At 68.0% G+C, this 21,854-nt stretch carries 12 protein-coding genes; 5 read left to right on the forward strand and 7 right to left on the reverse strand.

Features of this window, described 5'->3' with window-relative positions; translation table 11 throughout:
• The first annotated feature begins 37 nt into the window (after positions 1 to 37).
• Positions 38 to 286 carry a hypothetical protein gene (locus tag ABT115_RS09465; RefSeq protein WP_351786017.1) on the forward strand — a complete coding sequence of 83 codons (249 nt, stop codon included), beginning with the start codon at positions 38 to 40 and terminating at the stop codon, positions 284 to 286.
• Here the strand turns inward: ABT115_RS09465 and ABT115_RS09470 are convergent.
• Together ABT115_RS09470 and ABT115_RS09475 are read right to left on the reverse strand one after the other, a co-directional pair.
• Positions 283 to 1,032: a hypothetical protein gene (locus ABT115_RS09470; protein ID WP_351786019.1), complete on the reverse strand. Its 750-nt coding sequence runs from the start codon at positions 1,030 to 1,032 to the stop codon at positions 283 to 285. The genes ABT115_RS09465 and ABT115_RS09470 overlap by 4 nt on opposite strands.
• Positions 1,033 to 1,107: 75 nt before the next feature.
• Positions 1,108 to 8,778: an RHS repeat-associated core domain-containing protein gene (locus ABT115_RS09475; protein WP_502969054.1), complete on the reverse strand. Its 7,671-nt coding sequence runs from the start codon at positions 8,776 to 8,778 to the stop codon at positions 1,108 to 1,110.
• A 765-nt stretch (positions 8,779 to 9,543) separates the two neighbouring features.
• Between ABT115_RS09475 and ABT115_RS09480 the strand changes: the two genes are divergently transcribed.
• The 4 genes from ABT115_RS09480 (at position 9,544) to ABT115_RS09495 (ending at position 16,083) form a co-directional block, all read left to right on the forward strand.
• Complete coding sequence (locus ABT115_RS09480; protein WP_351786024.1) at positions 9,544 to 13,020, forward strand: FG-GAP-like repeat-containing protein; 3,477 nt, start codon at positions 9,544 to 9,546, stop codon at positions 13,018 to 13,020.
• 43 nt (positions 13,021 to 13,063) lie between these two features.
• Positions 13,064 to 13,816 (forward strand): hypothetical protein, encoded by a 753-nt coding sequence (locus ABT115_RS09485; RefSeq protein WP_351786027.1) that lies wholly within the window; start codon positions 13,064 to 13,066, stop codon positions 13,814 to 13,816.
• Between the two features lie 252 nt (positions 13,817 to 14,068).
• Entirely contained in the window at positions 14,069 to 15,064 is a 996-nt protein-coding gene (gene coaA / locus ABT115_RS09490; RefSeq protein WP_351786029.1) for a type I pantothenate kinase, read from the forward strand.
• A gap of 44 nt (positions 15,065 to 15,108) precedes the next feature.
• Complete coding sequence (locus ABT115_RS09495; RefSeq protein WP_351786031.1) at positions 15,109 to 16,083, forward strand: DUF389 domain-containing protein; 975 nt, start codon at positions 15,109 to 15,111, stop codon at positions 16,081 to 16,083.
• A gap of 148 nt (positions 16,084 to 16,231) precedes the next feature.
• Here ABT115_RS09495 and glmM read toward each other — a convergent pair whose 3' ends face one another.
• The 5 genes from glmM to ABT115_RS09520 all read right to left on the reverse strand — a co-directional run bounded on the left by glmM (position 16,232) and on the right by ABT115_RS09520 (position 21,834).
• Positions 16,232 to 17,590 (reverse strand): phosphoglucosamine mutase, encoded by a 1,359-nt coding sequence (gene glmM / locus ABT115_RS09500; protein ID WP_351786033.1) that lies wholly within the window; start codon positions 17,588 to 17,590, stop codon positions 16,232 to 16,234.
• A 256-nt stretch (positions 17,591 to 17,846) separates the two neighbouring features.
• Positions 17,847 to 18,374, reverse strand: a complete 528-nt coding sequence (gene rpsI / locus ABT115_RS09505) for a 30S ribosomal protein S9 (protein WP_351786035.1) — start codon at positions 18,372 to 18,374, stop codon at positions 17,847 to 17,849.
• Between the two features lie 44 nt (positions 18,375 to 18,418).
• The gene (gene rplM / locus ABT115_RS09510; RefSeq protein ID WP_351786037.1) at positions 18,419 to 18,862 is read right to left on the reverse strand and encodes a 50S ribosomal protein L13; all 444 of its coding nucleotides are present in this window, start codon (positions 18,860 to 18,862) and stop codon (positions 18,419 to 18,421) included.
• Between the two features lie 276 nt (positions 18,863 to 19,138).
• Positions 19,139 to 20,089: an RpnC/YadD family protein gene (locus ABT115_RS09515; protein ID WP_351786040.1), complete on the reverse strand. Its 951-nt coding sequence runs from the start codon at positions 20,087 to 20,089 to the stop codon at positions 19,139 to 19,141.
• 116 nt (positions 20,090 to 20,205) lie between these two features.
• On the reverse strand, positions 20,206 to 21,834 hold the full coding sequence (locus ABT115_RS09520) for an ABC-F family ATP-binding cassette domain-containing protein (RefSeq protein WP_351786043.1): 1,629 nt from the start codon (positions 21,832 to 21,834) through the stop codon (positions 20,206 to 20,208).
• Positions 21,835 to 21,854: the final 20 nt, after the last annotated feature.

The following is a 21,854-nucleotide window of genomic DNA, read 5'->3' on the forward strand; positions in this document are numbered from 1 at the left end:
CTGGGCCTGCGCACTGTGGGACCAGGCCTGCCGCGACATGACCCCCGGCTTCTACGTCCAGGACGGCCTGGCCGAGGGCGACGAAACCCCGGGCGCGGTCTCCTACGCGACGTTCTGGTCCAACTGCGACGAGATCATCAACCCGGACGACAGCGTCCGCTCGCGGGCGCGACGAACGTCCTGGCGGGGTGCCTGGAACACAACGACTTCCTCGGCGACGACGCGGTGTCCCAAGGGGTACGGGACTTCGTGGGCTGAGCCGGCCGAGTCCGGGCACGCCCACTAAAACGGCGGCTCATCAACTGATCCCCGTTTGTCGTGCGAATTGTGATCCTTCCCGCGCCCGTCGGACGGGAGTGGATCGGTAGGGGGTTCCATCAACATGCGCCCTTGCTCCCAAGACGCCAACGCCTCGGAGGCCAAACTTCTATGCCGTTCGCTGGAGCTTTGCGCTAGAACGTTCTCCAGCAAAGGAGTCAACCTCCTGCGGTGCATCGCCAATGCCGGGGACTCCAGAAATCGAACGGCCGCGACAAGAGCCGCCTCAACCACTCTCGGATCAGAGTCATCAAAGTAGGAGGCGACGCCCGGAAAAGCTTCCGGGTAAATACTCCTGATGTTCAGGAAATCGGGAAATGGCTCGGTCGGCGAATATTCCCCCCACTCTCGAATGCGCTGCTCCTGCTCAATGCTGACATCGAAGGCCACGTCGGCCAGCCATGAAAGGAGCTTGCCTCGGAGTGGGAATTTTTCCCCATCCCATGAAGGAGTGAGTGCGGCTCGACTTTCGCGGTCGCCCAAAAGTGCGGCGACATACCTGAAAGCCGGCGCGGTCGCAGAGTAGACGACTCCGTCGTTGTGGAGAGCGTCATACAGGTGGTTGAGTGAACTCGTTACTTTGGAAAAGTCACCCGACGCCAAGTCGCGCAGCTTGGTCGGAGTAACCGGGAAGGCCGACCCGTCGGCATTCTCGAGCTCAGCCCAGTCGGTGAGATCGATGATCGCGCATGGATTCAAATTATCGCCGTTCATGTCTATAAGGCCAGCATAGTGGCCTGCAGGAAAGCAGCCAAGGCGCGGCAACTGGGCCGCGCCTTGGCGAATGCATCAGAAGGGTACCTCACTGAAAACTTGCCCGCGCTGAGATCGAACCGCTAGCGATGAGCTCCCCGGCAACATTCCTGCCACGTTTGGCGCGCAGAAACCGCATGGCCCGCCAGGCTTTGAAACCATCAGTCGGCCAGTCAAACCCCCGGATCCCGACTGTTTGGCCAGAATCCTCATGATGGTGGCCGCCTGAACCTCGACATGCGAGCCAAAGAACTTACCGCCGCCGGGGCTCGCCGCAGCGGGAATCTCGCCCATATTGGCTCTGATCAACGGATGGAGCCGATCGGAAGCCAGGTCAAACTCTCCGTGCCCCTGAACCCAGAGGTACCCGCCGGTAGCAACGTCCGGCCTGCTGGAATATGCAGCATTCTCCGATGCTCTGGCATGCGCCCGTTCATCCGCAGTGGAGCAGTTGTGAACGAGTGCTGAGGTCCCGCCTGCGACCACATAGTACGTGTGGAGGTCATTGACCGTGAGGTTGTGGACCTTTGCGTGCCCCACTGTCCAGCGGTCGACTGCCGTGATCTGGACGTAGGTTCCGGCGCTGGTGCGGAGCCATTCGCCGGTCCTCAGGTCGGTGGCGTCGACCCATGTGCCCAGTGCGTCGACCCAGAACGGGTGGCCGTCCGTGGCTGTGACCGAGGAGGTCTGGTCACCCTGGTCGCCATCGATGTCGATCGTGACCTTGACGAGGTGCTTGACACCTTCGCCCTCGATCTGGGCAGTCACCGTCTCGGCTTGTGTTTCGCCGGTCTCGGGGTCGGTCGCCAGGACCTCGTCACCGTTGCGGATGTCCTCGATCGGCTTGGTGGAACCGTCCGCCATCACGACCTTGGTGCCCGGAACGAAGCTGTTGGCGATGGGGCAGTTGGCACCCCCTCCGTCGGCACTGTCCTTCGACGGCTTCTTGGTGACTTTCTGCGCGGCGCTCTTGACTTTCTCGTTGTCCTTGGCCGCGATATTCTTGCTCTTCTGAAGGGGACTTCCTGTCTTTTCAGCAGCCTTTTTCGCTGCTCTGGTGGCTGCTTCCTGTGCTTTCTTCTTCGCTTGCTGCGCGGCCTTCTTGGCAGCCGCCTTGGCCGCCGCGGCAGCGCGCTTGGCCGCTTCGCGGGCTGCCTTGGCCGCCGCGATGATCTGGCGGGCCTTCTCCTGGGCCTTGCGCCAGGCGCTGATCGCGCTGAACGTCTTCTCGACCGCGCGCCAGATCTTCTTGCCCTTGCTGAAGACCGACGTCAACGGGATCGCGTCGATGATCAGCGAACCGCAGGCCCACATGTCGCCGCGCGAGAAGCAGCTCACGACATCGTTCCAGCCGACGAACTCCTTGAAGACCGCCCAGCCGACGTTGAGGATGATGTCGGACATCGACGTGTTCAGCTGCTGGTTGGCCCACGCCTCCTCGGCAGTCTCGGCGGTGCCACCACCACCGCCATAGCCTCTGCCTCCGCTGCCGTCGTCCGACATCAGACCGCTCGGGTCGGCGAAGGTGACCGGGTTGTTCTCGCAGTAGACGTACCCGTTCATCTGGACCGGGTCGGCCAGGTCCAGCACCGGGTCGGCCGAGATGAACCGCCCCGTCTGAGGGTCGTACTCGCGGGCGCCGAGGTGCACGAGCCCGCTGGAGTCGTCATCGGTGCCTCCGATGTACCCCTTGTGGGACTGCCAGTTGGCGCTCTCCTTGCGGGCGACACCGAACGGATCGGTCTTCTCGAACTTCACCGCGTTGCCCGCGGCCAGCTTGACGTTGGCGTAGGCCGTGCCGTTCTGGTCGGTGACCTGCATCGACAACTGGTCGGCGCCGCCGCCCTGCTTGAACCGCATCACCACCGGCCCGCCGGCCTGCTGGTAGTAACGCTCGGTGTAGGCAGGCGTCCCGTCGACATTGACCGAGACAGTGGTGTCCCCGAGGTACAGCGTCCGGGTACTCGCGGTGAGCGCCATCAGCCGCTCACCGGAAGGCCCGTAGACGTACGTGGTCTCGTCCGCCGGGGCCCACGACTGGGCCGCCCCGCTCGCGTCACACGTACCGAGCTGAAGGTCCGTGCCCGAGGCCGAGTTGCCGCCCGGGACCACCAGGCACTTGCCCGAGGCGACGTGCTTGAGCTTGTGACCGGCCTCGACCGCGGTCCACTGCTGGGCCTCGGCCCCGGTGCAGTCCGCGATCACGACCGCTGTTCCATCAGCGGTCGCGCCATCCTTCGGCACGACACACCGGCCGAGGACCTTCAACGCGCCCTTGGACGAATCAGTGGGCGTGGCACCCTCGATCCTCAACTGCTGGGCGCGGGTGCCGTTGCAGGCGTAGAGCTGGAGCGCGGTGCCCGCGACCGTTGAACCGGACGAGAGATCGAGGCACTTGCCGGAGAGACCGATCCAGGCACCCGCGCCGCTCTCGCCGAAGCCGGTGACCGACTCCAGCTTGCCGTCCCAAGTCCAGGTGAGACCCTGTTCGTCACCGCCGTCGGTCCGGGTCTCGGTGTTTCCGGCCTTGTCGTACGTACGGGTCGAGGCCTTGGTGACCTTGGCACCCGCGTCCGTCAGGTAGGTGGACGATATCCCGGTCAGGGTGTGCGGCTGGGTGCCGTCCGCCTTGCCGTAGGTGTACGAGGTGGTGGCGTCCTTGGCCGGGTCGAGGACCGTGGTCGGGCTGCCTGCGGCGCCGAGGTAGTGGTCGACCTCGGTCTTGCGGTTGCCCATCGCGTCGTACGTGTACGACTTGTGGTACCCGTCGCCCGCGGCACCGATCGTCGGCGCGCTCGGCGTCCCGTCGGCCTGCACCGCGCACTCGGTGTCCGACGCCGTCCACGCCTCCGTCAGCTGACCGATGGGGTCGTAGCTGAAGCACTGGCGGTCGGTGACCGAGTCGACCTCGTCCTCGATCTTCGTGACGTTGCCGGCCGGGTCGTACGCGTAGGAACGCATGTTGACGCGATTGCCGAGCACCGCCGAGGTGTCGCTGGTGGACTCGCGGTCGGTGTACGACTTCGTCAGCTCACCGGTGCGCTCGTCGTACAGGTTGGTCGTCCAGACCCGATTGGGGTTCTCACCCGTGACGGCCCGGAGCACCTGGCCGTAGACGCTGTAGTCGGTGTCCGCGTTGTACCAGTCGAGACCGGACGTCGAGACCGGCAGACCGTCCTCGTTGTACCGGGTGACGATCTTCTCCGGGGACAGTCCGCCCGCCGCCGGAAGGGACGCCGTCCTCAGCTGGCCGCTCTCGCTGTACTCGTAGGCGTAGGCGTACGTCTCCTGCAGCCCGTACTGCGCCGCGATCGTCGCGGGCAGCGTCAGCTTGGTCCCGGTCGGCTGGTACTCGGGGGTGTAGCCGGTGATCGTGTTGGTGTACGGCAGTCCGTCCGTGTAGCGGGTGGACGAGGACGGCAGGCCGAGACCGCCGATGACCTGGTCGTAGACGGACGAGGTCAGCAGTTCACCGGTGGACGAGTCGCGTCGCTGCTCGGTCGCGCGGCCGAGTTCGTCGTACGCCGTCCAGATCGTGTTCTGCTTGCTGTCGGTGACCGTTTCGGGCCGGCCGAGCACGTCGTACGTGGTGCTGCTCGTGCCGGTGTCCGGATCGGTGGAGGTCAGCTGACGGCCGAGCGCGTCGTAGGTCCAGGACCAGACGTTCTTGGACGAGTCCTCCGCCTTGACCTGGTCGCCCCGTGCGTCGAAGGAGTAGGTGGTCGAGCGGAACTCGGTGCGTGCCGCGTCCGTGAAGGTGTCGACCCGGACGGTCCGCCCCTGCGCGTCGCTCCAGCTGCGCTGGGCGGCGCCGCCGCTGGGCGGGATGACCGTGGACCAGTCGTAGCCGTACTCGTAGCGCGTGGCCTTGGCGGCAACCGTGGCGCCCGCCATGTACGGGGTCTCCGCGAGGATGCGTCCCTGGCCGTCGTACTGGTACAGCGTCGCGTTCGGGATCTTGAAGTCGGAGTCGACCTCGAACATCACCGTCTGCGGCAGGCCGTCGGCGTAGTAGCCGTTGTTGGTCCGCTCGATGGTGCCGTTGGCGCTGTAGATCGTGTCCGTGATGAGTCGTCCGTCGCCGACGGCCGGCTCCTGGCGCTGGCGCTCACGGCCGAGGCCGTCGTAGAAGACCACCGAGTCGTCGTAGTCGACGCCGTTGTCCTTGAGCGTGGAGCTGACCACGGAAACGGGTTCGCTGGGCGCGGTGTTGTACGCGAACTTCACCGAGGGGGCTTCGCTCGCGCTCTGCGAGGTGCCCCAGCCGGCGGTGGTGCGGCCCAGGGCGTCGTACTGGTAGAGGGTCGTGAGCCCGTTGGCGTCGACTTCCTTGAGCGTGGTGCCGCGGGCCGGCTCCAGGTACGTGGTGGAGGTGTGCCCCTTGGCGTTCTCCTCGGTGATCGAGTAGACCTGGCCGTTGTCCGGTGTGTAGGTGGTCTTCTCGGTCTCGTTCTTGGCGTTGGTCGTCGTGAGGACGCGCCCGTAGGAGTCGTAGGTGAGCTTCGCGGTCTGCTGCCAGGCGTCGCCGTCGCCGGTCAGCGACCACGTGGTGGTCGCCGAACCCGACGTCGGCGTGTCCGCGAAGGCCGCGTCGTCGTAGGCGATACGCGAGCCGGCGATGCGGGCGGAGACAGGTGCGGTGGCGGCCGCGGCGCAGGTGCCCGCGGTGGTCAGCGTCTCCTTCTCCAGACCGATGAGGTTCGTGGCCGTGTTGTGGACGTAGCTGAGGACCGAGCACGTCTCGTCGCCGGTCTTGCCGGTGTCACCGAGGGATTCCACGGTGAGCGGCAGCCCGTAGGTGGTGTCGTACGTGGTGTTGGTCCGCAGCGAACGCCACTGCCGTGTCTCGTTCACGTCGTACGTGCCCGAGGAACGGGTCGTTGTGATCGTGTGGTCGTTCAGCACCCGGTATGCCTTGAGTGCCGGGATGCCGTCGCTGCGAGTCCGGCTCGCGAGCTCCACGACCTTCGGGTAGTCGACGGACCGGGAGATGAGGGTGCCGTCGACCCCGGTGTAGCTGAGTTCCTCGGCGACGCGGCCCTGGAGGGCGAGGTCGTCGTCGGCGATGTCCGCCCCGTCGCTGTCCTTGATGGTCACCGCGCGTTTGCCGCCGCCGGGGAGCGGGTCCCCGTTCATGCCGCGGAAGTAGCGCATCTCCGACATGGAGCGCGCGCTGCCCTGGAAGGCGTCCAAGGAGTCGGCGCCGCTGATCGTGCGGACGCGGCCGAAGCCGCGCCACTGGTCGTAGGTGCGGGTCTTCTTCTTGGAGAACTCGGCCTGGTTCAGTGCCCAGGCGCCCTTGGTGTCGCCGTTGTCGCCGTAGACGTACGACGTGGTGACCGTCGCGACGCCCTTGACGCCCGGCAGCTCCTGCACGGTGTCGACGACGTACTTGTTGAACCACTCGATGGACTCGTCGACCTTGTCCGGGTCTGGGTGCCAGTACGCCGGGTAGCACAGACCGGTGTTGCTCTCGACGGCAGGGAAGCCCGATCCGGTTTTGCACGCGCCGGTGGGCTCGTGGTAGTCGACGAAGGTCTCGCCGCCGTACTCACTGATGATCCGCTCGACGCGCAGGCGGTCGAACGTCGGGTTGGGGTCCTGCTCGCCCCGGCGCACGCGGTTCGGCATGGGCTGGGTGTTGGGGACGAAGGTCACCGGCCGCAGGGGCAACGACTTACCGTCGGTGCCGTATCCGCTGCGGGTGATGGAGTCCAGCCACAGGGCCGTGCCCTCGTCGGTGCGTTCGGCCGGCAGCGACTGTTGCAGCGTCCAGCTGTCCACCTTGGAGAGCGCGGTGGAGCCCTCGGTGCGCTGGGTGGAGGTGGTGACCTGGGCCAGGCGTTTGCGCGTCCAGAAGGTCGGGACCGGGACGTAGCAGTCCTTGCCGGACCGGCAGAGGAGGTCGGCGGGGGTGTCGTACCAGATGTGGTTCTTGGCGTAGTCGCCCGAGGTGAAGTTGTCCTCGGAGCAGGCGATGCCGTCCTCGACGAAGCACCGTTCGTCGACCGCGAAGTCGACGCGGGCCAGCGGCTGGGCGCTGAACAGGGTGCTCGCGCGCTGACCGTAGTCGATGCGCTTCAGGTAGCCGCCCCGGTCGTAGGAGACCGGGGTCTTGAACTTCATGTTCTTGGCGTAGAGGGACTTCTCCTTGTCCCACCACAGGGACATGGCGCTGCCGGAGGTGTCGACGACGTAGTCGAGATTCCAGCGCCAGCCGCGGTTGCAGAAGGAGTTGGCGAAGTCGGCGTCGTAGCAGTCCTCGTCGGACTGGTTGCCGGAGACGGGCACCGTGAGGACCGAGTTGGTCACCGGGTCGTCGGCGTCGGTGCCGTTGTCGCTCCAGCCGGGGAGCTTGTGCATCCCGAAGTAGTAGATGGTGCCGTCGCGGGTGGTGACCTCCCAGTACTCACCGAGGGAGTCGCCGTTGCCCAGCGCGGTGTTCTTCAGCAGCCGGACCCGCGAGCCGTCGCCGTTGGCGGTGACCCACTCGTCGCCCTTCTCGTCGTCGTCCTTGACGAGCTCGGTGGTGGTCCCGCCCAGGGTCAGGGTCGCATTGGCGGAGCCGTAACAGAGGTCGCTGGTCTTGCGGTTGGTGTTGTTGCCGCCGGATGTGTCGTCACGGCAGGTCCGGTAGGTGCGCGTGATCGAGCCGGGGTTGTACTCCCAGCCGTCACCGATCCAGGAAGCCTGGTTGTTGGTGGCGGACGTACGGCCGTCCACCCCTTGCGAGTTGTAGCCGAAGGCGAGGCTCGGTGCCGGGCCGCCGGGGACCGACGGCGGCTGGAGCTGGTACGTGTACGAGAATGCGCCCGAGCTGCTGCCCGCCGTCCAGGAACCGGCGCTGGCCAGCGGGGTGGCGGAGAAGTCCCCCTTCGCGCCGCCGCCGCTGGACGTGGCCACGAAGACGGAGGAACCGGAGTTGCCCGCCGTGCTCAGGGCCGCCGCACGGGTGAGCGGGATGGAGGTGGTTGAGGGGGTGCGGTACAGCGCCGTGGACACCGTGGACCCGGTGGTCGCCGACGCCGTGCTCATGGGCGCGGTCGTGTCGGTGAGGTCGGCGACATCGAGGGTGGCCTCGATGCGGCGCTCACCGTCGAGGATGCCGTCACCCTCGACGTCGGTCTCCTGGGGGACGACGACGTTGGCGGTGTCGACCTCGGTCGGCTCCGAGCACGCCTCGACGTCCGGAGTGGTCAGGAAGCACTCAGGGAACTTGACCAGCTGAAGCCGGTCCGCCCAGTTGGCGCCGTACAGCTCGGCGAAGTCGGTGTAGTCGAGCGCGACCACCGCGTCGCCCGTGGCGCCGGCCGGCGGCGTCACGGTGAACACAAGACCCTCGACGTCGGCCGCCGCGGACTCCGCCTGGCTGGCGAGTGCGACCTGCCAGTCGCCCTCCAGCGCCGCCGTCTCCTCGGTGGTGGCGGTGGCGGGAGCACCGATCTCGATCGGCAGCGTGCTGATCGGCTGAGTCTCGCCAGGCGTCAGGGCCGCCACCGTGCCGGTGGCCGGCGTGGTGATGCCGGTCCCCGTAGGCGCGGTGGTCTTCTTCGGTTCGTAGTCCTCGGCCGGTGGCACCTCGGCGGTGGTCATGTCGGCCAGACCGCCGCCGTCCTCACCGTCCGCGAGGACGGGCTTCGGAAGGTCGACGAGGTCGACCCCCGATCGGCTGCTCGGTGGCGGCAGGGCGTACGCGCTCGGCAGCATGCCGACCGTCACGGCGGTGGCGGTGGCCACGATCACGCCGATGCGCGCCCGCCTCCGACAACGACGTTGTTCCTCGGTGCCGGGAAGCCTCCCCCGGCCACTCCACGAAAGCGATCCCCACACGACGGCCGCGGCCCCCCACAGTCGATCCCGACCACCGGCCCGAACCGTGCGAAACACAGGGCGCCGAAGGCTACTTGATGCGCCGAATGTTCAGCCACGAATTCACAACTCGTCAAATGATCTGGCCCGGCAGTGATCTCACTCACACGACATTTTTCATCCATCTTCCCTTTGTCTCTGCTATTCCCTCATTCGGGAAATTGTCGCGCATTCACTTCAAGATCAACTGAGATATGGGCAAAATGGCGAACGGGGGCATCTAGTGACCTCCTCGCGCGACTCTTTGTAGTGATTCGACCAGGTACCCGCACGCTGCTGAATCGTCAGCGGCTGTGAAGGGCGGGCGATTTGCCAGCTCAGCGGAGTTGACTGGGTCCGGACCGTGAACACGGGGGCGCGAACACAGAACGGTCACAGCTATGGATGCGATGTGATCCTTCCGGCATGCTTCTCTCTCGCCCCTCCTCTGTCGGGGGAGGAACTCCGGACAGCGGAGAGAAATCCGAGAGGGACGGGGGCTCACTGAAAACGTGACGGCGTGCGCATTCTCGGAACGCCCCGGCGAGTACGGCTTTGCCGACGCCAGGACATCTCCTCCGGAAATGGTTCACGCCGTTTTTTTGGGGGAGGGAATCCAGCACCGTGGAACGTCGTCGTCCCAGCCGGGCCACCGTCCGGCGCACCGCGGCGGGAGTGGCGACGCTTGTCGCGGCCGGTCTCGGATTTGCCCTGCTCGGGCCCGACCCCGCAGACCCGGCCGCACCGGCTGCCACTCCGGTCTCGCCGGCCACCGCACCGCTCGACGAGAGCGGGGCGCAGCGGCAGGCCGTCCGCACCGGCAAGCGCGTCGAGGTGACCGCCCTGCGCGACGCCACGTCGACGACGTTCGCACTGCCCGACGGCAGCTTCGAACTCACCGCGAGCGCGGCACCGATACGGGCCAAGGTCGGCGGTGTCTGGAAGTCTCTGGACACCACCCTGGCCCGCACGGACCGGGGTTGGGAGCCGAAGGCCGCGTCCGACCCGGTGGTCTTCTCCTCCGGCCACGGCGCGAGCACCGCCGGGAAGAGCAGGGGCAAGGCCGGTGGGGTGGAGCACGCCTCGTTCACCGTGTCGCGTGCTGCGTCTCCCCGTGCCGTGACCGCTGCCACCGATGACGCCTCCGCCTACCAGGACCTCGTCACCCTCAGCTCCGGCGGGCACGAGATCACCATGAGCTGGCCCGGGGTGCTTCCGGAGCCGCAGATCGACGGGGACACCGCCCTGTATCCCGGCGTGCTCGACGGGGTCGACATGCTGCTGACGGCACGCGACAGCGGCTTCACCCATGTGCTCGTCGTGCACGACGCCGAGGCGGCCTCCGCTCTCGCCGGGGCGGACCTCTCGTACCGCCTCAGCTCCCCCGACCTCACCTTCCACCTCGACCCGGTGACGCACGCGGTCACTGCGACGGACAAGGCCGGTGCGGAGATTGCGGTCTCGCCCACCCCGTTCCTGTGGGACTCCGCCGGCCGGCCGGCCGTGACGGAGGGCGACGACCCCGTGGCCCCCGAGCCCAGTGACGAACCCTCACCGTCGTACTCCGAGGAGCCGGGCGAGGAGCCCACGGACGCGCCTGAGGACCCGGACGCCCCGGACACCGACGACACGGCGGCACCGGAGGGGGAGGAGGGCGCCACCGCCCCCGCCCCTACCCCGTCCACGTCGACCGCCCCGCAGGACGACCCCTCCGACGACCCGGCGCAGCAGTCGGCGTACGGCTCCGGCCCGGCCACCGCGGGCACCGTCTCGCGCGCCGCCTTCCGTTCCGCCGGTGCCGAGGTGCTGGACCTCCCCGGCCTCGCCGGCCCGCAGATCGGCGCGCACACCGCGGTGGGCGCGGCCACGCTCACCGGCGGCGGCAGCACCGACGCCACGCTGGCCGTCACCCCGGACGAGTCACTGCTGACCAGCTCGAAGACGGTCTGGCCGGTCTTCATCGACCCGTCGATCACCGGCAAGACGAAGAACTGGACGACGACGTACAAGAAGTACCCGACATCCAGCTTCTACGACGGGGCGAACTACAACACCGGTACCACCGAGGCACGGGTCGGCTACGAGTCGACCACCGGTGGTCTGTCCCGCTCGTTCTTCCGGCTGGCCTGGACATCGAGCATCAAAGGCGCCACGGTCACCAAGGCGGACCTGAGACTCTACGAGACCTACAGCTGGTCGTGCTCGGCCCGCGAGATGCAGGTCTGGCGCACAGGCGGCATCTCCTCTTCCACCACGTGGAACAACCAGCCCTCCTGGACCAAGGAGATCGGAAGGAAGTCCTTCGCCAACGGCTGGAGTTCGTCCTGCCCGGACGCCTACGTGGTGTACGACGGGAAGTCGGTCGCGCAGGACGCGGCGAACGGCGGCTGGACCAACTTCACCATCGGTCTCCAGGCGACCACGGAGGACTCCTCGTACTCCTGGAAGAAGTTCAAGGCCGAGGGCGAGTCCGCCCCGAAGATCGTGATCACGTACAACCGCAAGCCGGCCGAGCCCACCGGTCTCGACATCTCGCCGGGCACCGGCTGCGACACCACCAGCCCGTACGCCTCGGTGGGGCTGAGCGACGTGACGCTGGCCGCCAAGTCGAGCGACCCGGACGGTGACCTGAAGTACCTCGATTTCGAGATCTGGCAGTCCGGCAGCAGCACCAAGATCTACGACGGGAACCGGACGGTCGACTCGACCGGCGCGGCCAGCGTGACTCTCGACGGCGCAGACGGCACGGCGAGCGAGTTCGCCAACGGCAAGACGTACTTCTGGCGGGTCCGGGCGATCGACTCGTCGGGCGCCGCGTCCACGTACGGGCCGCCGACAACTGCCAACTGCGGCTTCGTGTACGACTCCTCGGCGCCGAACTCCCCGGAGATCACCTCGACCGATTACCCCGAAGACGACGGCAACGGCACCAACTGGAGCAAGGTGAAGTTCGGCACCACCGGGAACTTCACCTTCAGTCCGGCGGGCTCGACCGACACGGTCAAATACCTGTATTCCGTCAACTCGACCAGTCTGAGCAAGTCCACGACGGTCACCGCCGGCGGATCCGCCACCGTGGCCATCCCGCCGCTGGCCGCGGGACCGAACATCCTCTACGCCAAGGCGGCCGACAGCTCGGGCAACACGTCGTCGTCTCCGACGAAGTACCTCTTCTACGTCACTCCCCGGGACACGAAGGACAAGCCGGGTGACGTGACCGGGGACGGGGTCGCCGACCTCTACCTCCTGGACGCCACCGGCGACCTGCGGCTCTACCCGGCCACCACCAGCGGCGACATCCACGTCTCCCTCCAGGCTGCCCACATGGACGGCGTCAGCCTGGAGGCCGACCTCGACGAGGACGGCGTCTCCGACCACGGCGACTACTGGCTGGACAAGGACGGGAAGCCCTCGCTGATCACCCACAACGGCGACTTCCTGCCCGGCGACGGCATCCAGGACCTGGTCGCGCGGACGGGCGACGGCAAGCTCTACATCTACCGGGGCGACGGCTACGGCAGCGTCGACGTCGAGCAGCGCACCGAGGTGTGGCTGCCGGAGAACGCACCTGCCCCGTCGGCCTTCACCCAGATCCTGGCGGTCGGCGACATCACCGGGGACAACCGGCCCGAGCTCTTCGCGACGTCGGGCGACACTCTGTGGGCCTTCACCGGCTACACCGGCGGCACGTTCCAGACCGCCACACGGCTCTCCGGGAGCGCGTGGACCAATCGCGACCTGGTCAACGTCGGCGACTACAACGGCGACGGGGCAGCGGACCTGGTCTACCGGACGTTTGCGACCGACCGGCTGCTGCTCCGCCTCGGCAAGCCCGACGCGGCGGGCGGGACCAGCCTGACCTCTCTTTCCAGCGCGGTGAACTCCCTCACCGGGGCAGACGCGGAGTTCGGGACCGGATGGGGTCTGGCCGCCATCCCGCTGATGACCGGCACCCCCGACGTCACCGGCGACGGCATCCCCGACATCTGGGCACTCATGGCGGACGGCACCCTGCGCTTCTACAAGGCGACGGCCACCTGGGGTGGCAGCCCCACCACCGTCATCAGCGGCGGCTGGGAGAACAAGAAGGCGCTCGGCTGACCTGCCCCGACCCGACCACCAGGCACCTTCGAGGGACGACACGATGAAGCAGTACGAGTGGGGCGCGGCCGCCCACGGCGGCGTCCGCCCCGGCGCGGTCTCCCGCACAGCACCGGCCGGCGCGCTGTCCGCCGCCTTGCTGGTCCTCGCGACGGCGTGCTCCGTAGCGGGTGGCGGCGGCGCGGGATCGGTCGAGTACGACCTGCGGTCAGGGGTGGCTGCCAGCCCGGCCGCCACCGGTCCCGTCGGGCTGGCGGCAAAGGCCCTGAAGCGCGACAGCGTGCCGGGGCTCACGGTGACGACCCCGACCGGAAAGGACGCGCCTAAGGCCAAGGACGTCCGCGCCGAGCGCGCGTGCCGGCCGCTCGCCCGCGCGGCGGTGGGCGTGGCGGTCGGTGACCCGGAGGACACCGTGGTGCGCCGGGTGTCCGACGACGGGCTGGTGACGACGGTGACGCTCGCCTCGTACAAGGGTGAGGACGCCGTGGACGCGCTGGCGGAGCTCAGCACGGCCGCCGACTCCTGCGGCGGCGGCTTCACCCTGACGGTCGTGGGTGAGGAGCGGGAGGTGACCGGCGCGGTCAGGGAACACGCCCCCGAGGGGTCGGACCAGGCTATGGGGTTCGGACTCACCTTGCGCACGGACGGGGCCGAGTCCGCGGCGAAGGTGATCATCATGCGCCGGGGTACCACCGTCTGTCTCTTCACCACCACCGGCGCCGGGGCCGCCTCGGCCCCGAAGGACCTGGTCGTGCCGCTCACCGTCGTCGAGACACAGTTCGTCACGCTCGCCTGAGGGCGGCCGCATCCGGCGCTTCAGGACAGCAACAGCGGTCCGCCGCGGCCTCGGCATGACCGTTCTCACGCGGGCCGCCGCACAGCCCCGGGCCGTGCGGCGGGGTCAGCGCTTGAGGAACTCCAGGAGGTCCTTCACCAGACCGTAAGCAGTGACCGTCGCCGCCGCCCCTGATCGCACAGGACCCGCCTCCGCTACCCACGTGACCGAGCCCACCCCCCACTCGGTTGAAACTCCCGCAACAATGAAGCTGTGATCACTTCGCCGCCACGGAGCACCCACCGACGCGCCGAGCACGCGGCGACGCCGTACGTCGATCTGTCGCGCGCCGAGTGGAGCGCTCTGCGCGACAAGACGCCGCTGCCGCTGACCGCCGAAGAGGTGGAGCAGCTGCGCGGGCTCGGGGACGTCATCGACCTCGACGAGGTCCGGGACGTCTACCTGCCACTCTCCCGGCTGCTCAACCTCTACGTCCAGGCCACCTCGGGCCTGCGCGGCGCACTGAACACCTTTCTCGGGGACGCGGGCAACGGGCACGGCGCGCAGCGCGGCACCCCGTTCGTCATAGGGGTCGCGGGCAGTGTCGCGGTCGGCAAATCCACCAGCGCCCGTATCCTCCAGGCGCTGCTCGCGCGCTGGCCCGAGCATCCTCGGGTGGAGCTCGTCACCACGGACGGGTTCCTGCTGCCGATGAAGGAGCTCCAGGCACGCGGGCTGATGTCGCGCAAGGGGTTCCCCGAGTCCTACGACCGGCGGGCCCTGACCCGTTTCGTCGCCGACATCAAGGCCGGCAAGGACGAGGTGACGGCGCCCGTCTACTCACATCTGATCTACGACATCGTGCCGGGCGAGCGGCTCACCGTACGCCGTCCCGACATCCTGATCGTCGAGGGGCTCAACGTGCTGCAGCCCGCGATGCCCGGCAAGGACGGGCGGACCAGGGTCGGACTCGCCGACTACTTCGACTTCAGTGTGTACGTGGACGCGCGGACCGAGGACATCGAGACCTGGTATCTCAACCGGTTCCGGGAGCTGCGCGAGACGGCGTTCCAGAACCCGTTCTCGTACTTCCGCAAGTACACCCAGGTCTCCGAGGCAGAGGCGATGGAGTACGCGGCGACGACGTGGAGGACCATCAACAGACCCAATCTGGTGGAGAACGTCGCGCCCACCCGGGGCCGTGCCACTCTGGTATTGCGCAAGGGGCCGGACCACAAGGTCCAGCGGCTGTCCCTGCGCAAGCTCTGAACGCTTGACGCCCTGCCGTAGCCCATCACCGAGGAGCCCGCCGCGTGCTGCATCTGCGCCTGATCGTCCCCGCCGACCGTACGGAGGAGGTGGTGCACCTGATGGAGAGCACCGTCGGTACGACGCATCTCGTGGTGATGTCCGGGGTCGCCCGTAATCCGGCGGGCGACGTGGTGCTGTGCGATGTGGCCCGGGAGGCGGGCAACGAGCTGATCAGCGCACTGCGCGGGCTCGGTATCGACAAGTCCGGTTCGATCACCGTCGAGAACATGGACCTGACACTCTCTGCGCACGCCGACATGGCCGAGGAGGCGGCGCCGGGCGAGGGCGCGGACGCGGTGCTGTGGGAGGAGCTGACGGAGGCGACCCACGAGGATTCGACGTTCACCGTCACCTATGTGGCGTTCCTCGCGGTCGCGACGATGCTCGCCGCCTGCGGTGTGATGCTCGACAACGCGATCCTGATCGTGGGCGCGATGGCTGTAGGCCCGGAGTTCGGGCCACTGGCCGGGATCTCCACAGCCCTGGTGCAGCGCGCTCCGCGGCTGGTGTGGCGGTCGCTGGTGGCGCTGATCGGCGGCTTCGCCGTCGCGATGGTACTGACCGCCGGCTTCGCCTGGCTGATGGACGCCTTCGGGCTGTTCACCCGTTCGATGATCGAGGCCGACCGGCCCAGCACGGCGTTCATCTGGAAGCCGGACGCGATGTCGTTCGTGGTGGCGTTCCTGGCCGGAATCGCCGGGACGCTCTCGCTCACCTCGGCGAAGTCCGGCGCGCTGATCGGGGTCGCCATCTCGGTGACCACCGTGCCGGCCGCGGCCAATGCGGCGGTGGCGTTCAGTTACAGCGACTACAGCCAGATGTCGGGCTCCACGACCCAGCTGCTGGCGAACCTCGGCGGGATCGTGGCCGCCGGGACTCTGACGCTGCTGGTCCAGAGGGCCCTGTGGGCGGCGCACTGCCGCCGGACGGGCTACGTGGCGAGCCGGTCCGGCCATTACGACCTCACCCACGATTGACACCCAGCACACCGCCGCGGTCGGTGAGGCCACGGTCACCGTCGTCAAGCAGCGACAGCGTCGGGCCGGGCGCCTCGATGCGCTTCCCCTCGCCTGTCGAGGGGTTCGCCCGCGCGCGCCCGGCCGGACGGGACTTTCGAAACACGCGCTAGCCGAGCGTGGACTTCACCACATCGGCCAGCCGCTCGGCGACCGTCCGTGCCTGCTCGATGTCGGCCGCCTCGACCATGACGCGTACCAGCGGCTCCGTGCCCGACTGGCGCAGCAGCACACGCCCGTTGGACCCCAGCTCATGCTCGGCATCGGCGACCGCCGCGGCCAGCTCCGGGGAGGTGTCGACCCGGGACTTGTCGACGTCGGGGACGTTGATCAGCAGCTGGGGCAGCCGCTGCATGACCCCGGCCAGCTCGGCGAGCGTACGGCCGGTGGCGGCGACCCGGGCCGCCAGCATCAGGCCGGTCAGCGTGCCGTCGCCGGTCGTGGCGTGGTCCAGGACGATGACATGGCCGGACTGCTCACCGCCCAGCGCAAAGCCCTCGGCCTTCATCGACTCCAGTACGTAACGGTCGCCGACAGCGGTCTGGACGAGCTGGATGCCCTCCCGTTCCATCGCGATCTTGAAGCCGAGGTTGGACATGACCGTGCCGACCACGGTGTCCTTGCGCAGCTGCCCGGCCTCACGCATGGCGAGGGCGAGCACGGCCAGGATCTGGTCGCCGTCGACCTCCGCGCCCGTGGCGTCCACGGCGAGGCAGCGGTCGGCGTCGCCGTCGTGCGCGATGCCGAAGTCGGCGCCGTGCTCGACGACGGCGGCCTTCAGCTGCTCCAGGTGGGTGGAGCCGCAGCCGTCGTTGATGTTCAGACCGTCGGGTTCCGCGCCGATCGTGATCACCTCGGCGCCGGCCCGCGCGAAGGCCTCGGGCGAGACCCGGGCGGCTGCGCCGTGTGCCTCGTCGAGGACGACCTTCAGCCCGTCGAGCCGGTTCGGGAGGACGGCGATGAGGTGGGCGACGTACCGGTCGAAGCCCTCGGCGTAGTCGGTGACCCGGCCCACCCCGGCGCCCGTCGGACGCGCCCAGGGCTCACCGGTGCGGTGCTGCTCGTAGACGGTCTCGATCCGGTCCTCCAGCTCGTCGGCGAGCTTGTGACCGCCACGGGCGAAGAACTTGATCCCGTTGTCCGGCATGGCGTTGTGGCTGGCGGAGAGCATCACACCGAGGTCGGCGCCCAGCGCGCCGGTGAGGTACGCCACCGCAGGGGTGGGCAGCACACCGACCCGCAGGACGTCCACGCCCGCGCTGGCGAGGCCGGCCACGACGGCGGCCTCAAGGAACTCTCCGGACGCACGTGGATCACGTCCCACCACGGCTGTCGGCCGATGCCCCTCAAAGGTGCCCGCCTCGGCAAGCACATGCGCCGCAGCGACCGAGAGACCGAGCGCCAGCTCAGCCGTCAGATCCGCATTGGCAACACCGCGCACACCGTCCGTGCCGAAGAGTCGTCCCACTGGTGTCCTCCGAAAATGCTCCGAAACCGCAAACCAAACCAAAGCAAACCAACGCAACACAGCAACACGGCAACACGATGCGCAGAACGCGGCGCATCCGTCGCCGGACAACGCAACGCAACACACCGCTGCGCTGCGTACGCAAGCGTATGAACGTCTTATGCCGTTATACGCCCGAGGTTGGCGATAGACGAACGCCCCGGCAAGCACAAGGTGTGCCGCCGGGGCGAACGTGTAAAGCAGATGAGCAGGCGGTTTAGCGCTTGCTGTACTGCGGGGCCTTACGGGCCTTCTTGAGACCGGCCTTCTTGCGCTCGACCGCACGGTCGTCGCGGGAGAGGAAGCCGGCCTTCTTCAGCGGGGCGCGGTTGTTGTCCACGTCCGCCTCGTTCAGCGCACGGGCCACACCGAGGCGCAGGGCGCCGGCCTGACCCGAGACGCCGCCACCCGAAATGCGGGCGATGACGTCGTAGCGGTCGTCGAGCTCGAGCACCTTGAAGGGCTCGTTGACTTCCTGCTGGTGCACCTTGTTGGGGAAGTAGTCCTCAAGGGTGCGACCGTTGATCTTCCACTTGCCGGTGCCCGGAACGATCCGGACGCGGGCGATGGCGTTCTTCCGACGGCCAAGGCCGGCGGCGGGCTGCGGGTCGCCGAAGCGGGAAGCCAGCGACTCGCTGGTGTACTCGCCCTCGACGGGAACCTCGGACTCGAAGGTGGTCACCTCAGCGAAAACCTCTTCGCCCTCGGTGCCCTCGACGGGGTTCTCAACAGTGGTCTCGGCCACGATTCTCCTCAGATCTTTCTTATGGTCTTAGGGGGAGGCCGGAACTACTGCGCGACCTGGGTGATCTCGAACGGGACCGGCTGCTGAGCAGCGTGCGGGTGCTGGTCGCCCGCGTAGACCTTGAGCTTCGAGAGCATCTGACGGCCCAGGCTGTTCTTGGGGATCATGCCCTTGATGGCCTTCTCGACAGCCTTCTCGGGGTTCTTCTCGAGCAGCTCGTCGTAACGGACGGAGCGGAGACCACCCGGGAACCCGGAGTGGCGGTACGCCATCTTCTGGGTCTTCTTGTTGCCGGAAAGGTGAACCTTGTCGGCGTTGATGATGATGACGAAGTCGCCCATGTCCATGTGGGGGGCGTAAACCGCCTTGTGCTTGCCGCGGAGGAGGTTCGCAGCCGTGGTGGCCAGACGACCCAGGACGATGTCCTGCGCGTCAATGATGTGCCACTGGCGCGTCACATCGCCGGGCTTGGGGCTGTACGTACGCACGGTCGTAGCCTTCGCTTCTTCAGTGAGTGAGTCCTGACAAGGCCACCCGGACGATCACACCAGCCTTGACGGCGCTGCGGGGACGCAACCCGAGTGCCTGCCGCTGGTCATCGACCCGGTGGACCGGCGTAAGGGCCCCTCGCGTGAGAACGACCAAGCCAATACGCATAACAAACCAGAAGAATACCGTTGCTCCCCCGCGCGGGTCAAAACCGCCCCTACACCCCGGCTGGCCGGGGTTCGGGCGCGCCCGCCCCGGCTCCAGCCGCCCCTGCGTCAGGCCTCGGTCGCCCCGAACAGGTCCTCGGCGGCCTCGACGGTCAGGGACTGGTCCAGCCAGGCACTCAGCACATCGAGGTCACTGCACGAAACGACCCGCCGCCGCACCTGTTCCGACACCTCGACCCCGCGCTTGGACAGAATCCGCAGAATGTCCTCGGCACGCCCCTCGGCACGCCCCTCGGCACGCCCCTCGACACGCCCCTCGACACGCCCAATGGCCTGCCCCTCGGCACGCCCAATGGCCTTCGCCTCGGAACGCAGGCGCTGAGATGTCTCCGAGCGGAAGAAAGACAGGTCGACAGCCATCAGATCCCTCCAGATCTGTGCGGCCGGAGCGGAGCCCAGGCCGAGTTCCGTGAGTTCGGCGAAAATCATCGCCGTATCTTCGTCTACCGTCTGCAGAGCGGCGGCCAATGCCTTCAGTATGGCTCCAGCATTCGGATTCTTACCATGCGTGATGGCCGAGAGCGTGGCGAGGGGAATGTCCCGCGCGGCGGCGTCGACATCGGTGAAGACTGGGACGTTGTGCGGCCCGAGCACCAACGGGCGCAGCGACAGCGTCGGCCATGCCGCCGGACCGATGACCACCGTCTCGGCTGCCCACTCGGCCGTCGAACTGTCCTGGCACGTCACCAGGAGGAGCGGGGGAAGCCGGTACTTCGCGTACAAGTGGGCCATGTAATAGGCCCAGCTGCCGGGCTTGCCCCGATCCTTCTTGCCCTGCGCTTCCACGGCCAACAGATAGCTTTCGCCTTCGGCCGCGTCGATCCGCAGAAGGGTGTCCACCCGCCTTTCGAGCGGCTGGATCTCGGTGAGATCGGTAGGCATGAGGGACACCGCGACGGGTTCCGGAAAGGGAAGCCCCAGCGTGCGGAAAGTCCGTGCGAAAACGCCGGGATCCTCCTGGAAAATCCGGTGCATCGCCTCGTGTGATGAGCTGACCATGCGGACACGCTAGGGACGGGGCATCGGAGGTGTCCTCCCTTCGCGGAGGGTTCACCCAGACGGGTGGGCCCCGCCCCCGCGCGCCTGTGCCCACGCCCCCGCCGCGAGGCGGAGCATCACCGCACCCGCTCCACCCTCCGCTCGTCCCACACCGGCTCCGTCGTCTCCCGTACGACGCCGTCCGAGCCGAACACCAGATACCGGTCGAAGGACTTCGCGAACCAGCGGTCGTGCGTGACGGCCATCACCGTCCCGTCGTATGCCTCCAGCCCGTCCTGCAGGGCCTCCGCCGACTCCAGGTCCAGGTTGTCCGTCGGCTCGTCCAGCAGCAGCGCCGTGGTGCCGGCCAGCTCCAGCAGCAGGATCTGGAACCGCGCCTGCTGCCCGCCGGACAGCTTCTCGAACGGCTGGTCGCCCTGCCGCTCCAGCTCGTACCGCCGCAGTACGGACATCGCCCCGCCTCGGTCCTTGGCGTGTTCGCTCCACAGGATCTCGACGAGCGTATGGCCCAGCAGCTCCGGATGGGCATGCGTCTGCGCGAAGTGACCCGGTACGACGCGTGCCCCGAGCTTCCACTCCCCCGTGTGCGCCACCGGCTCGCCCGCGAGCAGCCGCAGGAAGTGCGACTTCCCGGAGCCGTTCGAGCCGAGGACGGCGACCCGCTCCCCGTAGAAGATCTCCAGGTCGAATGGCTTCATCAGCCCGGTGAGCTCCAGCCCCGTACACGTCACCGCCCGGACGCCGGTCCGGCCGCCGCGAAGGCGCATCTTGATGTCCTGCTCGCGCGGCGGCTCCGGCGGCGGTCCCGCGTCCTCGAACTTCTTGAAGCGGGTCTGCATCGCCCGGTAGCGGGACGCCATGTCGGGGCTGCTCGCCGCCTGCTGCCGCAGCCGGTGGACCAGCGCCTTCAGTCGGGCGTGCTCCTCCTCCCAGCGCCGCAGCAGCTCCTCGAACCGGGCGAACCGGTCCTTGCGAGCCTGGTGGTACGTATCGAAACCGGCGCCGTGCACCCACACGTCGCTGCCCGCCGGACTCGGTTCGACGCTGACGATCTTCTCGGCGGCCCTGGACAGCAGCTCCCGGTCGTGTGAGACGAAGAGGACCGTCTTACGGGTCTCCTTCAGCTTCTCCTCCAGCCACCGCTTCCCGGGGACGTCGAGATAGTTGTCCGGCTCGTCGAGCAGCAGCACCTCGTCCGGCCCGCGCAGCAGCGCCTCCAGCACCAGCCGCTTCTGCTCACCGCCGGACAGCGTGCGCACCTCCCGCCACTGCGCCTTCTCGTACGGGACACCGAGCGCGGCCATGGTGCACATGTCCCACACCGTCTCGGCCTCGTACCCGCGGGCCTCCGCCCAGTCGCTCAGGGCCTGCGCGTACTTCATCTGCGCGGCCTCGTCGTCGGCGGTGAGGATCAGCTCCTCGGCCTTGTCGACCGCTAGCGCAGCCTCCCGGATACGGGGCTGGGCGACGGAGATCAGCAGATCCCGGACCGTACGGTCGTCCCGCACGGAGCCCACGAACTGCTGCATCACCCCGAGCCCGCCGCTCACCGACACGGACCCGCCGTGCGGCTGGAGCTCCCCGGCCAGCAGCCTCAGCAACGTGGTCTTTCCGGCGCCGTTCGCCCCCACGAGGGCGACCACAGCCCCGTCCGCCACCCGGAACGAAGCATCGCCGAGCAGCACCCGCCCGTCCGGTAGGTAGTACTCCAGGTGGCCTGCTTCGAGATGTCCCATGCACAGCATTGTCGCGGGCCGCGAAGCCC

The organism is Streptomyces sp. NPDC001832 (genome assembly GCF_040297265.1).
Classification (GTDB): Bacteria; Actinomycetota; Actinomycetes; order Streptomycetales; family Streptomycetaceae; genus Streptomyces.